The organism is Clostridium saccharoperbutylacetonicum N1-4(HMT) (genome assembly GCF_000340885.1).
Lineage (GTDB): Bacteria > Bacillota > Clostridia > Clostridiales > Clostridiaceae > Clostridium > Clostridium saccharoperbutylacetonicum.
The window spans coordinates 4,269,693-4,285,230 of the sequence record NC_020291.1 but is presented as its reverse complement, the minus strand read 5'-3'; the positions used below and the strand labels follow the sequence as shown (position 1 = coordinate 4,285,230).

At 28.9% G+C, this 15,538-nt stretch carries 17 protein-coding genes and 1 pseudogene; 14 read left to right on the top strand and 4 right to left on the bottom strand.

The features are described from left to right. Positions 1-42: 42 nt before the first annotated feature. Positions 43-186 carry a hypothetical protein gene (locus CSPA_RS29820; RefSeq protein ID WP_158399837.1) on the bottom strand — a complete coding sequence of 48 codons (144 nt, stop codon included), beginning with the start codon at positions 184-186 and terminating at the stop codon, positions 43-45. 183 nt (positions 187-369) lie between these two features. Between CSPA_RS29820 and CSPA_RS19210 the strand changes: the two genes are divergently transcribed. From CSPA_RS19210 to CSPA_RS19150, 13 genes and pseudogenes are all read left to right on the top strand, one after another. Next, on the top strand, positions 370-1,581 hold the full coding sequence (locus tag CSPA_RS19210; protein ID WP_015394026.1) for a hypothetical protein: 1,212 nt from the start codon (positions 370-372) through the stop codon (positions 1,579-1,581). Positions 1,582-1,603: 22 nt separating this feature from the next. After that, positions 1,604-2,038: a DMP19 family protein gene (locus tag CSPA_RS19205; protein ID WP_015394025.1), complete on the top strand. Its 435-nt coding sequence runs from the start codon at positions 1,604-1,606 to the stop codon at positions 2,036-2,038. Between the two features lie 6 nt (positions 2,039-2,044). Next, positions 2,045-2,413: a hypothetical protein gene (locus tag CSPA_RS19200; RefSeq protein ID WP_015394024.1), complete on the top strand. Its 369-nt coding sequence runs from the start codon at positions 2,045-2,047 to the stop codon at positions 2,411-2,413. 66 nt (positions 2,414-2,479) lie between these two features. After that, the gene (locus CSPA_RS19195) at positions 2,480-3,061 is read left to right on the top strand and encodes a hypothetical protein (protein ID WP_015394023.1); all 582 of its coding nucleotides are present in this window, start codon (positions 2,480-2,482) and stop codon (positions 3,059-3,061) included. A gap of 14 nt (positions 3,062-3,075) precedes the next feature. Beyond that, positions 3,076-3,312, top strand: a complete 237-nt coding sequence (locus tag CSPA_RS19190; RefSeq protein WP_015394022.1) for a hypothetical protein — start codon at positions 3,076-3,078, stop codon at positions 3,310-3,312. A gap of 78 nt (positions 3,313-3,390) precedes the next feature. Further along, positions 3,391-3,978, top strand: coding sequence for a DUF2625 family protein (locus CSPA_RS19185; RefSeq protein WP_015394021.1), 588 nt, complete (start codon positions 3,391-3,393; stop codon positions 3,976-3,978). Positions 3,979-4,028: 50 nt separating this feature from the next. Beyond that, the gene (locus CSPA_RS19180; RefSeq protein ID WP_015394020.1) at positions 4,029-4,889 is read left to right on the top strand and encodes an NADAR family protein; all 861 of its coding nucleotides are present in this window, start codon (positions 4,029-4,031) and stop codon (positions 4,887-4,889) included. Positions 4,890-4,915: 26 nt separating this feature from the next. Further along, positions 4,916-5,173 (top strand): annotated as a pseudogene (locus CSPA_RS19175) (DUF1963 domain-containing protein); the annotation flags it as partial. Between the two features lie 117 nt (positions 5,174-5,290). Continuing rightward, a complete protein-coding gene (locus CSPA_RS19170) occupies positions 5,291-5,815 on the top strand; it encodes a GNAT family N-acetyltransferase (RefSeq protein ID WP_241393380.1) in 525 nt (174 codons plus the stop codon). Between the two features lie 143 nt (positions 5,816-5,958). Then, positions 5,959-7,119: a stalk domain-containing protein gene (locus CSPA_RS19165; protein ID WP_015394017.1), complete on the top strand. Its 1,161-nt coding sequence runs from the start codon at positions 5,959-5,961 to the stop codon at positions 7,117-7,119. A gap of 924 nt (positions 7,120-8,043) precedes the next feature. Then, entirely contained in the window at positions 8,044-9,033 is a 990-nt protein-coding gene (locus tag CSPA_RS19160; protein WP_015394016.1) for a hypothetical protein, read from the top strand. Positions 9,034-9,217: 184 nt separating this feature from the next. After that, positions 9,218-9,976 carry a class I SAM-dependent methyltransferase gene (locus tag CSPA_RS19155; protein WP_015394015.1) on the top strand — a complete coding sequence of 253 codons (759 nt, stop codon included), beginning with the start codon at positions 9,218-9,220 and terminating at the stop codon, positions 9,974-9,976. 52 nt (positions 9,977-10,028) lie between these two features. After that, entirely contained in the window at positions 10,029-10,499 is a 471-nt protein-coding gene (locus CSPA_RS19150) for a pyridoxamine 5'-phosphate oxidase family protein (RefSeq protein WP_015394014.1), read from the top strand. A gap of 81 nt (positions 10,500-10,580) precedes the next feature. Here the strand turns inward: CSPA_RS19150 and CSPA_RS19145 are convergent, their stop codons facing one another. Next, the gene (locus CSPA_RS19145) at positions 10,581-11,789 is read right to left on the bottom strand and encodes a GGDEF domain-containing protein (RefSeq protein ID WP_015394013.1); all 1,209 of its coding nucleotides are present in this window, start codon (positions 11,787-11,789) and stop codon (positions 10,581-10,583) included. A 295-nt stretch (positions 11,790-12,084) separates the two neighbouring features. On the opposite strand from CSPA_RS19145, the gene CSPA_RS19140 reads away from it, so the two are divergent. Beyond that, positions 12,085-12,846: an AraC family transcriptional regulator gene (locus CSPA_RS19140; protein WP_015394012.1), complete on the top strand. Its 762-nt coding sequence runs from the start codon at positions 12,085-12,087 to the stop codon at positions 12,844-12,846. 443 nt (positions 12,847-13,289) lie between these two features. Here the strand turns inward: CSPA_RS19140 and ahpF are convergent, their stop codons facing one another. Then, positions 13,290-14,819: an alkyl hydroperoxide reductase subunit F gene (gene ahpF, locus CSPA_RS19135; RefSeq protein WP_015394011.1), complete on the bottom strand. Its 1,530-nt coding sequence runs from the start codon at positions 14,817-14,819 to the stop codon at positions 13,290-13,292. A gap of 11 nt (positions 14,820-14,830) precedes the next feature. Further along, complete coding sequence (ahpC, locus tag CSPA_RS19130) at positions 14,831-15,394, bottom strand: alkyl hydroperoxide reductase subunit C (RefSeq protein WP_015394010.1); 564 nt, start codon at positions 15,392-15,394, stop codon at positions 14,831-14,833. Positions 15,395-15,538: the final 144 nt, after the last annotated feature.

The window sequence follows — 15,538 nt, the reverse complement described above, 5'->3', positions numbered from 1 at the left end:
TTATGACCATGTCTTAGCTGATGAAACGACTCGGATTAAACGTCATTTTGTGTTAAGGACAGAAGATAATTCAGAATTAGTAAAATGTCTGTCTACGTATTCTTTTGATGGAACAAGCTTTAAACATCTATCTTCATGTGAAGACTTTGATAGTGCATTGATAGACAGTCCAATCGAAATATACATAGAGAATGAAAAAACATTTCCTCACTTATTCAAAATTGATTAACTTATATTTTGTTGTAAAAATTATAAGCTTGATCAAGTTTTAGCAAAGGTAATACCTAAAGAATGTCTTAATTTATTGAGCTCAAAATTTTAATTTTATGAGGAATATTTCTTATATTTTATATATTAGGAGGGAAAACTTTGGATGATTTAATTATAGATAACAGCATTTTTAAAATCAGCAATTATAATATCAATGAATTTTATGGTATACATATCGATGCTGATTTCCGCTTGAGCACAGGGGATATGTGTTATTTACCATCAAAGAATCAAATACTCTTTAGTATAAATGACTATAAAGATGCATCTGATATTGCATCACATTTAGATGAACTAGAGAAATATAAAGATAATTTTTGCTATATTAAAATGGATATGGAAAATTTACAAACCACATGTTACTGCGAATCTGAAGGAGTCCCATATGATCTGTTCGAAGGGCCAAATGATGAAATTTGGTGTGTAATTGGATACTCAAAAACATCTTTAAATAGGGAGGTATGCTTGCCAATAGGGGATAGGAAGGATATTAAGGATTGTAAACCAATGGCATCAGTAGCTGAACATATTTTTAGAGATGGAGATAAGATATTATCTTATACTGATGGAACTTTTAATAAAAAGCCTACGAAGCTAGGAGAATATAAATTTTCTAAAGCTAAACAATTTCAGTCAGTAAAGCGTATGAAAATAGAAGAGCCATTGGTAAGTAGATGCTTGTATAATGAAGAAGGAATACACGCCTTTTCAACAATTGATGAAAATATGATATTGCATCGCTTGCTTGATGATAAAGGAGTATCTATTAAGGAACGCAAAGTTTATGTAGAAGGTATGTTTTTGGATGCATTTTTTGAAAAGAATAGTCCTGTTATCAATTGGGAGAATCATGAGACAGTTGAGGTAACAGCAAATGGTGGAAGCATATTTCACGTAGAAAAACCCAGCGAAATATTCTATTCAGTTTATGGTATTGATGGTAAGAAGATAGAAGAAAAGAAGTTATTTGAACTTACTGAATTATGTTCTATATATTGTATGGAAAGTGTGAAGTTAGATAACTATACATATGCATTAACATTTACATATGGTAGCGATGATGAACCAATAAAAGGTGGTAATGGCTGGCTTGTAGTTAAATCTGGAGAGCTTATGGAATGTTGGTTACAGCATAAAGATAAAAAGAGTTATATTGATCAAGTTACAGGAAGAAATATTATACTTAATATGGATAATGTAATACTTCGTAAATTTAGGGCTTGTGGTAGAAGTTATTGCTTATATTTTGATGGAATAATTGATAGTAAGCATAGAAACAGAGCAATAGTATTAATAAAGAACCTTATTTAAAGAAGGGTGATAAGGAGATTTTATGATGAATTTTATCGATAGAGCTTTGGAACGAATAAATGAAATGAGTGCTGATGATTTTTTGCAATCAATGGCAGATATCTATAGTGAACCAATAGAAAGAAATGAGATTAAAAGGTATCCACAATTTGTACAAGATGTTATTTTTATTGTTGATTATGATACTGAATTGCAAATGGAAGGGTTAGAAGGCTTTTTTAATGATTCAACAAAAGATTATGTCAATGAAACAGTTGTTGCATTAAAAAATTGTGGAGCAACAAAAGAGGCTGAAATATTAGAAAAATGCAAGAAGATTGATATTGAAAACTACGATGAATATATTGAATTAGAAAATGAAACATATCTTAATAATGATTTTGAAGGTTTTTGGAAACTCGTTAAGGAATATATTGGAAGAGAAAAACAATTAAAAGATTATAATTTAGGAGGATAAAAGAGCTTGAATAATGAAGAACGTGTGGAAGTATTGATAAAGAGATATGACTTTGATTTTAGTGAGAAATACCATGTTGAAATCAGACAACTTCTCGAAAAAGAGATTATTAATTATCAAAATGGTAGCAGTGAATATTTACGTTTCTTATGCGGTTATTTGTTTTGTATAGGTGAAGTAAAGGACATAGAAATTATTAATAAGGCAAAGTATGGTATAAATATGGATGTTGGTTGCATGGTAGATGCTGAATGGATAGAAAGTCTTAAAAATGGTGGTGTAGAATCCGAATATGTACGCAACAGACATTTATTAATTGACGATTTCGTAAGCTATTACTCTAATTTTGAAGCTTCAGAAGATTTCGACGAGTGACACACCAATTCTAGTTTAAATATTATTAATATAAATAGTAATTCTATATGCTAGGAGGAAATTTACATGAATAGCTTAAAAAAATATGTATTTGAGAGTATAAAATCAGAAATTTTATCATGGAATAGTGACGTGATTAAGGATATTTACGTTATATCATTATATATTTCAAATTCAGAAGATGATCCGAGAAGGCCAATGATTACACTTGGATACAACAATATGGAGCAATATGAAAGTGCATTAGAAGATGCATCTGATAATGCAGAAGCAAAATGGAATTTTGCATTTTGGTTGCAAAATGAAGAATTAATTATTGGTGACGATTGGGGAGAAAATTTAGAAGATGGCGAAAGGATAAGCCAGTGGATTAAGGAAAATAATTTATATTATTCAGATGAGGAAGAGGACGAAGATTTTGATAAAGCATTAAAGTTAGGAGATGAAATAACTAGCAGATTTGTGGAACTATGTGTTGAAGTGGTTAAAAAGCTCCATGAAGAAGGCGTAATTGAAAAAAAATTTGGAAAAGCTCTACCTTTAATAATTCATGAACTTGAATATTATGATTTAATTGCAGAACAAAACAAGCGAGCTAATCCTAAGGAAATCATTAAAGAATTCGCAGATTGGATTTTAAAAATGTAAATTAGGGAAAAAAGATGAAACATAAAAATACTTCTGCATATAGAGTTAATGAAAATGTTACTGCATTCTTCGATTATGATGAAAATGATATGGTACAGAATATCTGGTTAATGCTTGCTATATATGAAAAAAATGATATTACAAATGCTGAAAAGTTATTACAGAAGTTGTCTGAAACTTCAGCGCTGCTGTTGGTAGATTGGTGTTGGAGTGAAGTATATTTTTTGGCAGAGAGTGAGCCTATAGTTTAATATTTAAGAAGACGTGAAAGTATATTTAATTAGTAATTTGAAAAGTTACATAAATAGTAATTTGTAGGAGATAGATAAATGGACAGATATAAAAGTATTTTAGAAAGTGTTAAAAATTCTAAAAAAGAGATAAAAATTCTTCAGGTTGATATTGAAGTATTGAATTGCATTAAAAAAAGATATGAAATAAATGAAAAAAGTTTATTTGGAACAATTCTTTTTAAAACTGGTGGAATTATAATTGACAACTGGCTTAGATTGTATGGATCTGGAGAATTAGACTTCAATAAAAGAAATGATTTATTTCCAGAGTCTGATATTATTGTTGCAGAAGATGTTTTAGGTGGCTTATTTGCAATGCAAGATGATAGTAATATTAGTTATTTTGCACCTGACTGTTTAGAATGGGAGCCGATGGAGATTTCTTATTCAGAATTCTTATATTGGGCATTTCATGGAGATACTGACACATATTACATGGATTATAGGTGGAATACATGGAAAGACGATATAAAAAGAATAAGTAATGATAATGGAATAAGTTTTTATCCATTCCTATGGGCGAAAGCCGATTCATTGGAAGGCAGACATCGTCAAGAAGTTTCTATGAGTGAGATAATTAAATTGGAATTTGATTTTTTAAACCAACTAAAGGAAACGAAATAACCTTTTAAATTTTGTAAGAATATTTAAGAGATATAAGGAGAAAGAATATTATGAGAAATAAAAATGATAACCAATTAATGGCTCCACTATGGCTAATGTATCCGAACATTTCAAATGGCAGTATAGGCTGGAGAATGGGATATGGTGAAGGATATGCTATGGATTTTTATTTGTGGTTTGATAATTTAAAAGAAGATGAGAAGAAAAATTATATGGAGATGTTTCCGAAGCCTAAAAGATGGGAAATAGATGATAGTATCTATCAACATAATGATTATTGGACATACACTTGGCAAAAAGACGGTAAGCCAGAATATGATTTAAATAACCTTATTTCAGATTATAAAAGTGGAAAGAATTTGGAATATATTTATTTTTGGGGGCATCATCCTAAAAAAGATGGGGGGATTACCAAATCTTGCTTTAGCCAGTGGTGGAAGAGTAGCTTTGATGTAGGACATGCTAAATATTTATTTATGGAACAATATATGATGGCAGAAAAAGCTAGATTGTTTGGAGATAAAGAAATAGAAGGTAAAATTATGAGTTGTAATAATCCTAATGAAATAAAGGGACTAGGACGTAAAGTAAGAGGCTTTGATGAAAATATTTGGAATAACATTAAGTATTCAATTGTTGTAAATGGAAATTATAATAAGTTTATGCAGAATGAAAAATTGAAAGCATATCTTCTTTCAACAGAAGACAAAATATTAGTTGAGGCAAGTCCTTATGATAATATATGGGGAATACAGATGTCTGAGAATGATGAGGAGATTAAAAATCCAGAATTATGGCGTGGAGAAAACTTACTTGGATTTGCTCTTATGGAAGTTAGAAATGAAATAAAAAGAGTATGTAAAAATAGTAATATGATTGATTTTGTTTCATTATATAAAAAATATAATTAGTAATTTTTCTTATATATTTATTTTTGGAAGAAGAAAGAAATACGTATTTAGATGAATTAAGTGGTGATGGATGTAGGATAGGAGGATATCCTATCTTTGTTCAATATGGTCCAAGGGAAAATGAAGAACTCAGAACTTTTGATACTTTGCTACTTCAACTTGATTGTGAATATGAGTGTGACTTAATGTTTGGAGATGGTGGAATAGCCAACTTTTTTATAAACGAAGAAGATTTAAAGAAACTTGACTTTACTAAGGTCTTATATAATTGGGATTGTTGCTAAAAATAAAATTAATAACGTAGTGAAAATTGTAGTGAAGATGAAGGTATTGATTCCAAGAGAAATATTTTGATATTATTATAAGGGGCAGATTAAAAATAAAAATATGTGGGGAGAAAAATGATGATTAGAATTGCTACGATAGATGATACTTTAGAAATAGAAAATATATATAATGAGATTTTAGATTATGAAGCACAAACAGTGTCTTATACAAATTGGCAAAAAGGGCTTTATCCAACAGTTGATTACGCTAAAGGTGCTATTGAGAAGAATTCAATGTTTGTTGGAGAAGATGAAAAAGGAATATATGGCAGTGTGGTACTTAATAGTATTCAACCAAAAGAATATGGAAACATTCAGTGGATTACAAAGGCTGAGCCAAGTGAAGTGATGGTCATACATACCTTATGCATTAGACCTTCTGAAAGTGGGAAAGGTAAAGCAAGAATAATGATGAACTTTATTGAGAAATATGCCAAAGAACAAAAATATAAAGTTATTCGTCTTGATACCTATGAAGGGAATATTCCAGCGGCAACTCTATATCCTAAAATTGGATATCTTTATGTAGGTACGACAAAATTTCATTTTCAAAATGTAATATGGGAAAATTTAAAATGTTTTGAAAAAGCATTGTTTTAATAAATATGAACTAAGTAATGTATGTTGGGCTAATTAATGTAATAAATAAAAATTTTGAATTATTTGCAACATTTTTCTAGGTTGAATTGTATTACTATTTGAAAAGGTAAATTAATGTGTAACTTAGAAGGAGAATGTATATTATGAAAAAATTAATGATAGGTTTATTAACAGCCGTAACAATTATGGGAATGACTGTTTCAGCATTTGCAGCAGATTTAAATACTCAAAACTCTAACACAGAAATTACTAATGACGCTTTGCCAATATCAAACTATGCACCAAAGGATTTAGATATTAACAAGGTGATAATCGGTGGGAAGAATATTGAAATTGGAAGAAATGGAGTTTTAATATATAAAGGCAAGGTTATGGTTCCACTTAAAATTACAGCAGAAAGTCTTGGCTTTAAAGTAGAGGCGGATAAGGATAATAAAATTATCAGCCTAGATAATGGTAAAATTAAAACAAATGTTTATATTGGAATGGATGGCTATTATTATTCAAGCAGTAATGCAATAGGATTGACCATGATGCATGAATTAGGTGCTGAACCAATAGTAGACAATAATATTGTATATGTACCAATTAATATGTATAATTTTCTATTCAATGATGAGAAAGCAGTAGGAAGTTTTTTCGTGAGGAATAAAGATGGACAATGGATTTATTCGATTAATGGTGAGCTATTGATAGGTTGGAAGCTAATAAATAATAAATGGTACTATATGGACAACAATGGCATAATGCAAAGGGGCTGGGTCAAAACTAATGACAATTGGTACTACTTATTAAATAATGGAGAAATGGCTGAAAATACAGTAACTCCAGATGGTTATAAAGTAGATCAAAACGGTAAATGGGATGGTAGGCCAGCAGCTATTGTAAAAACTAATACAGAAGATGGGATTGATATAATAAATCCTATTGAAAATTTTGATACTATAGATGATGCTCAAAAAGCTTTGAAATTTAAAATTACAGTGCCAAAGGAATTATTAGGCAAATATAATATAAAGTATATAAATACAATATCGCGTAACGTATTTCAAATATGCTATATGAATAAAGAAAATGATATTATATTTAGAATGGGACAAGGAATTGAAGATATAAGTGGTGACTATAATAACTATAAGACCTATAATACTATTAATATAAATGGAAGCAATGTAAAATTAAAGGGAGATAATGATCTTATAAAAGTTGCTGTCTGGAGTGCAAATAATATGTCATATTCTATTTCAATAACTAATGGCATGAAACAGGATGAGATAATTAATTTAATAAAAAGTGCTATATAATAGAAATAATGACTTTGTGAATGAACTGACTTCACAAAGTCATTATTTTATTTATTTAGTTCTAGTTAGATATCATTAAAGGTATAGATATCGAAAGTGAGAATTAGACTTATGCAACAATTACCGAAATCAAATACATTTATCTTCCACAGGACTAGTGAAATTTTCGCTGGAAGGTTCTAAATGGCAGCTTGTAGTCATTTCAGCGTGTTCCAGATGTAAAATCTGGACAAGCTTTAAATGAAACAAGCCCCCATTAAGAACCATCATAAGCTTAATTTCACATGCCTGCTTCCAGAAAAATGTATCTAATTTCTAGTGTAGTGTTACGATTATAATTTCTCAATGTATATTCCATTTATAAGTTTGATATATAATACCAAAAATGATACTATTAAGGTAATATAATACAAGGCTTATTTTGTAAGAATTAGAATAATATAAGGACAGCTTAAGTAATTAGATTGGAGAAGGATACAATTCAAGATATCAAATTAGGACAAACTTGGTGTTTCAGAAAAGAAAATGATTTGTATGAAAAACAAAGTTTAAATAACAATTGATATGGGAATAAAGATATCCAAAGCAAGAATTAGACATATGCGTAATTTACCGAAATTAAACACATATTTATTCCAGCGGACTAATGAAATTATCGCTGGATGGGTTCTAAGTGGAAGGTTGCAGCCATTTCTGCATGTTCCTAAAGTAAATTTATGACAAGCAGAAAGTGGAACAACCTTCCACTAATAACCATCACAGCTTAATTTCATATGCCGCTTGCACAAATATGTATCTAATTTCTAGTGTAGTGTTACGATTATAATTTCTCAATGATGCAATGTATATTCCATTTATAAGTTTGATTAATTGGATATCTATAATGCATTACATAAATGATAATTACGCTTAAGGAGAATCCATATGAATTTAAAAAAAGAAATTATCATAAATAAAACAGTTAATATTAAAGGAATTGATGTTAATTTAATAGCTATAACGTCAGAGGAAGAGGGTAGTGTATTATGGGCCATATATAAATTGCCGTATAGAAAGCACATTGAGGAAAATGTGACAAAATATCTTTCAAATCGTGAAGAAATAATTAATAGTGTAAATAAAGAAAGTAGTTTTATAAATATTAATATATCGGAAATAATTATTCAAGGGCAAAAAATATTGAGTTCTTCTTCTACTTCAATTCCTTTGTATTTATGGAAAATTGATAATTCTAGTAAGCTACAAAATTTTATAGATAATGGACTGATTTCTGCAAACTTACATTATTCAGATTTAGAAAATATAATAATAACAGAATATAAGTTAAAAGATTGTGATAAATTACCTAAAATTGATACCACAAAGAAGTTAGATATTATTTTAAAGCTTAGAAGTTATTCTAAGAGTATAATTATAAACCAATCAATACATATGAAATTTGGTGAAATGGAAATAGGAAATAAGTTTGAGTTTTATGACCATATTCAAAAGAGAAAATATAATTATTATATTAATAACATGTATCATTATGATGTTTGGAATGAAGTAAATAATAATTTAGAGATGGAACTAGGACAAGTTGTGCCTAAAGAACAGCTTGAAGAAGCTAAAGAAGAATATGTAGCTGCTTTGGAGAAAATTTGTCCTAGAGGAATGGATTTGGCAATGCTTGAATATGAAAGTGAAGAAGATTTTCAACTTAATGTTTATACTAAGGAATACTTAAATGAAAGAAGTGAAAATAAGGCTGCGGCAATTGCGCTATTCTTTAAAGCTCATAAGAAAATAGGAAAGAATGGACTTAAAAGCAGGGTATGTATGATTAAACCAGTAGATAAAGATTTTTATGACGATATTGATATTGAATTATTAACAGGATATATAAAAGTACCAGAAGAAATAATAAAAGTGTAGTGACCATAAGTATTGTGATAAAAAATGAAAGTAGGTGAAATCTCAAAATGGGAAAAAAGCGAATTAATTACTTGGTGCAGTTATGATAACTGATAGTAGATTGTGCCAAGATTAAATTATTATATACTATCAGAAAACTGCACCAATTTTCTAATAAACAGAATAAAAGAAAAGAGGGACAGTTATGAATTATAGTAAATTAAAAGAATTATGGGAAAAAGAAGAGAAAAAAGCCTTTGAAGGATGGGAGTTTTCATATATAGAAAATAGATGGGAATCTGAAGAACTACCTTGGGATTATAAAGAAATATTAAGTGAATTTTTAAATCCAGGTTATAAATTACTTGATATGGGAACTGGCGGAGGAGAATTTTTATTATCATTGAAACATCCTTATAATAATACATCAGTTACAGAAATGTGGGAACCCAATGTAGAATTGTGCAAGAAAAGATTGAAGCCGCTTGGTATCGAAGTTAAGCAAGTGTTTAATGATTCAGAGTTGCCTTTTAAAGATGAGTCCTTTGATATGATTATTAATAGACAAGCTTCTTTTGATATTAAAGAAGTAAAAAGGATATTAAAGCCAAATGGGATATTTATTACTCAACAAGTCGGTGGAAAAAATAACGAAGTATTATCAAAAGTATTAATTAAGAATTTTAAACCTTTATTTTCTGGGAATACTTTGGAGAATAACTTGAAAAAATTTAAAGAAAATTCTTTTGAGATTTTATATGCTAAAGAGTTTTTTCCTCACCTACGTTTTAAGGATATTGGAGCCTTAGTTTATTTTGCTAAAATTATAGAGTGGGAATTTCCGAGTTTTTCTGTAGATAGCTGTTTTGAGGAATTATGTAAATTGTATGAAGGAATAAAAGTTAATGGTTATGTAGAGAGTATTGAACATAGATTTGTTATAGTTTGTAGAAAACAAAAATAATTTAAATTAGTAAAATCATATTCATTTAATTATTTCAAAAGGAGATGCAAAAATGACTGTATATGAAAAAAGTTTAGAGGTTATAAAAGATCTATTTGCAAGGGATTATCAATTTGCACTAGCAACAGCAAATGATAATATACCTTCTGTTAGATTTATAGATACTTTTTATGATGATAATGCTTTTTATATTGTTACTTATGCAAAGTCACAGAAAATGAAGGAAATTGAAAAAAATTCTGAGGTTTCCATATGTAATAAATTGTATCGTTTTAGCGGAACTGCATATAATATTGGACATCCATTATGTGAAAAAAATTATGCCATAAGAGAAAAGTTGATAAAGGCATTTGAACCATGGTACTTTGCTCATAATAACGAAAAGGATGAAAATATGTGCTTTGTAAAGATTGATTTAAAACAAGGATTTTTTTATAAAGATGGAACTGGATATAAAGTTGATTTTCAAAATAAAAATGCTGTTGAATTTCCATTTGCTTTTGATATAAAATTAATTGATTAGACGAGGAGTAATTAGCTTACATTAAAAATAAAGCTGAGATTTTAAATTTGTAAAAGTCTCAGCTTAAATTTATATACATATTTATTTACTTACACAGTTTCTACCTTTTTTCTTAGCTTTGTATAAGGCCTTGTCTGCACCTTTCATTACTTCATTAGGATTTTTGAATTTATTACTTTTTTCACATACACCTATGCTTATAGTTACAAATAATTGACTTGAATTTCCTCGTTTTGATTTTGAAGTTTTAGTTGTTGATGGTTTTCTAGTATATCCGCATTTAGATATTTGCTCACGTATACTTTCTAAATGAGGCAGTACGTCTTCTATGGATTTACCAGGAAAAACTATTGTGAATTCTTCTCCACCATAACGAAAGGCTTTACCACCACCAGTTACTTGAGTTAAATTAGAAGCCACTAACTTTAAAACATCATCTCCAACATCATGTCCATATTTATCATTGAATTTTTTGAAAAAATCAATATCTGTCATGGCAATTGTGTATTTACTCCCCAACTTCATTAAATCTTCCCTAAGAGCTCTACGTGAAGGTATCCCAGTAAGTTCATCAAGGTATGCCATTGAATAGGAATCCTCAATTATACCTATAACTAATAATAAACCTGCAGCACTTAAATATATTGAAAATGATAAACTATCATTAATTAAAATAAGGGCTAAGAACAAAGAAATAGTAACTCCAATTAATCTTGTTTCAAGGACATTGTCTCTAAGAAAGATCTTTATTATGAAAAATATTAAAGTTAAATTAAATAATATTAATCCGATTTGTGGCATTGCAATTTCTTGAAAAGGTAAATTTATAAAGTTATAATTCAGCAAATTTTCAATTTTTAAATCATTGGAACTTGAAAAGTAATATATAATAACTAATTCAACTAGGATAAAAAGTATACGCAGTTTTCCCCATAGTGAGAATATACCTCTTTCTTTTAATTGTGAAAAAGTAATAAGATTAAGAGGCATAAGAATACACATTGTTGGATAGAGAATTTCTGAATAAAGCTCTATGTATTTAGATAACTCTTGACTGCAATTTAAGATTAATTCAAATAGTGCAAGCAACAAAATTATTAGGAAAACCCTGCCTTGATTAAACCTAATGCATAGGATAAGACCTAAAATAAAAATAATGTAGGAAGAATAGTTAAGAAGAAGTATAACAGGAGTGGTAAAGGTAGGAGTTTCTTTAATTAAAAAATAAGCTCCTAATAGGACAAAAATATAAATAATATGCGATAAAAGTGCTTGTAAAGTAATTTTCACTTAAGTTGTTCCTCCCCTAATTATCTATATATGATATATTAAATTTATATTGGTATTTTAAGATGATTACTATATAGTATATTTCGATTGGTAAAATATAATCTTTAATAGACAAATTTTATTAGCATTTTGATTTGATGTTGTTTTATTGATATATAAATTTAAATATTTATATATAATTTTAAAATTTAAATATAAATTATAACGTATTTCATCAAAATATTTTTTTGTTTATTTTATTCTTATATTATTATACAATATTAACGAATAATTCTTTGATTCGGAGAGATGTAATATGAAAAATATTATCAAATTTTACGAAAAGGGTTCTGTTGAGATTTTACATGGGGAAAGTAGCCATTGTTTTCCGCTTCATAGTCATGAAAGTTTTTGTGTTGGAGCTGTTACTAAAGGCAGTGCAATGGTCACAATAAATAATAGCAGTTGCCTGTTGACGGAAGCTATGATTTTTATCAATCCATCAAACACTGGAATATGTATGACAACTGATTCTAAATATGAATACATTACAATTTGTTTTAAAAATGAATTAAGAAAGAAAGTTGAAAATATAAAATTCAATAAATATTTCCTTGAAATGAAATACACTGAAGAAATGTGGGATTTATGTGAGGCTTTTAAAATTAGCAATAATGAGGAAGAATTTCTTAATTCTATTCTTAAATTAATAAGTCCAGCTATGGAATCAAATTCTATGTCTGTAAGTGATCATAAAAATGAAACTGCTTTATTAATTGCTGAGTATATAAAGAAAAATGCAGATAAGAAATTTGATTTAGATGAACTAGCAAAGACGTTTCATTTATCAAAGTATCATTTGATTAGGCTTTTTAAAAAGGAGATGGGTGTTACTCCAAATCAATATCATATACAAGCAAAAATGAGAATTCTTAAGGCGAATTTAGATGATATAGAATCTCAAACAAGTCTAGCTCAAAATCTTAATTTAGCTGATCAAAGTCATTTATGCAAACAATTTAAAAAGTTAATGGGTGTATCTATTAAAAATTATAAAAAAAATCTGACAAGAAAGTGAGCAATATTTTACAATATTTTTTGAAAATAATGTGATAATATTTTATTTGTACAGAAGATATAAATAATAAATTATCTATGGTATATGTATTGGGAAAAGGGGTTTTCATTATATGACATTCTTTACTGCATTTATGTTTGTTATTACGAAGTTTGCCCATATATTATGGTGTATATTCTTCTAAAAGAAGTAAGTGTAGTAGTTGTAAGGAATATTAGGGGTTCCATACAACAAAAACAACTGTGGCAGAGTTAATATAGGTATTCTGTTGCAGTTTTTTTATTTTAACAAAAATTAATATCAGAAAGATAAGAATAATGGCAGAAATTGAAGTGATAAGTGCAATAATTAATATGAGTTAAAAAAGGTGAGTTTATTGAAAGATTTAAATAAAAAATTTAAATGAGAAACCCCTCTGAATTTCTATTACAGAGGGGTTCTTATTAATTTCTTATTAAATAATCAAATGCACTCAAGGCTGCAGTTGCACCTGTGCCCATAGAAATAATAATTTGCTTATATGGGCTATCTGTACAATCTCCTGCTGCAAAAATACCTGGTATATTTGTAGCGCCATGGTTATCAATTACAATTTCACCTAATTTATTTTTTTCAACTGTGTCATTAAGCCATTCAGTATTTGGTACAAGTCCTATTTGAACAAATATACCATCAACATCAATATGCTTAACTTCATTAGTATCACGCACAACATATGTGATTCCATCTATCTTGCTAGTACCTGTAAACTCTTTTGTTTGAACATTTTTAAGAACAGTAACATTAGTTAAACTGTTAAGGCGGTTTAGTAATACTGAATCAGCCTTTAGTTCTGGCATAAATTCAAAAACTGTTACGTGATTAGCAATTCCAGCTAAATCAATAGCGGCTTCAATTCCTGAATTACCTCCGCCTATTACTGCAACTTCTTTTCCTTTAAATAAAGGACCATCACAGTGAGGACAGTAAGTTACACCTTTGTTTTTAAATTCTTGTTCTCCAGGAACACCGACGTTTCGCCATTTAGCCCCTGTTGAAATTATTACAGTTTTACTTTTTAAAATAGCACCATTTTCTAATTCAACTTCAAATAAGTCTTTTTTGATAATGTTTTTAGATCTTTGTAAATTTATAATATCAACATCATAATCCTTAACATGCTCTTCAAGATTAGCACCAAGTTTTGGACCTTCAGTATATTTCACACCAATTAAATTTTCAATTCCTAAAGTGTCTAATACCTGTCCACCAAAGCGTTCAACAATTATTCCAGTTCTTATGCCTTTTCTAGCTGAATAAATTGCTGCACTTGCTCCAGCAGGACCACCTCCTACGACAAGTACATCATAAGGCTCTTTATCATTTAAATCTGCTCCAGTAGGGGCACTGCTTAATTTTGCTAGAATTTCTTCAAGAGTCATACGACCAAGACCAAAAAATTCTCCATTTAAATAAACAGCTGGTACTGCCATTATATTTTTTTCATCAAGCTCATCATAGAAAGATTCACCATCAATTGTTACGTTAGTAACATTAGGATTTAGAATACTAATTATGTTTAGGGCTTGAACGACATCAGGACAGTTGTGGCAAGTTAAGCTCATATAAGTTTCAAAATTGTATGTTCCTTTTAAATTTTTAATAGCTTCTATTGTTTTATCGTCAATCTTTGGAGGCCTTCCGCTAACTTGTAGCATAGCTAAAATTAATGAATTAAATTCGTGACCTAATGGAAGTCCTGAAAAAATAACTCCTGTATCTTCTCCAATTCTATTAATGCTAAAACTAGGTGTTCTTAATAAAGTTGCATTCTCAACTTTTATTTTTGGAGACATAGCAGCTAATTCTTCAACTAATGCAGTAGTATCTTCTGATAATTCATCAGAACCAACACTTGCTTTAATTAAAATATCATTCTCCAAAAGATCAATATATTCTGCTAATTGTTCTTTTAATTCATCATCAAGTATCATAATTTTATACCTCAAATCTTCCCTACTAAGTCAAGGCTTGGCTTAAGAGTAGAAGCTCCTTCTTTCCATTTCGCTGGGCAAACTTCGCCCGGATTATTTCTAACATATTGTGCGGCTTTAATTTTATTGACAATAACACTGGCATCTCGACCTATATTTCCTGCATTTATTTCAACTGCTTGAATAATGCCATCTGGATCTATTATAAAAGTACCTCGGTCAGCAAGACCATCAGCTTCTATTAGAACATCAAAATTTCGAGAAAGTATATGTGAAGGATCACCAATCATAGTATAAGTAAGCTTTTTAATAGCTTCTGAACTATCGTGCCAAGCTTTGTGAGTGTAGTGAGTATCAGTTGAAACTGAGTATACTTCAGCACCAAGTTTTTTTAATGTGTCATAATTATCTTGTAAATCCTCTAATTCAGTAGGGCATACGAAAGTGAAATCTGCTGGATAAAAACAAACAACACTCCATTTACCTTTAAAATTCTCTTCTGATATATTTAAAAATTCACCATTTTTATAAGCAGATGCTTTGAATGGTTTTACTTCTGTTCCTATTAATGACATAATAATCAACCTCCTAAAATTTTAATTAATTATAATAATTATTGATATTAATTGATAATTATTATTGATTAATATTATTATAAAACTTTCACAATTTTTGTCAATACTAATTTCAGAAAATTTTCATAACTAAGTTCTAATTGA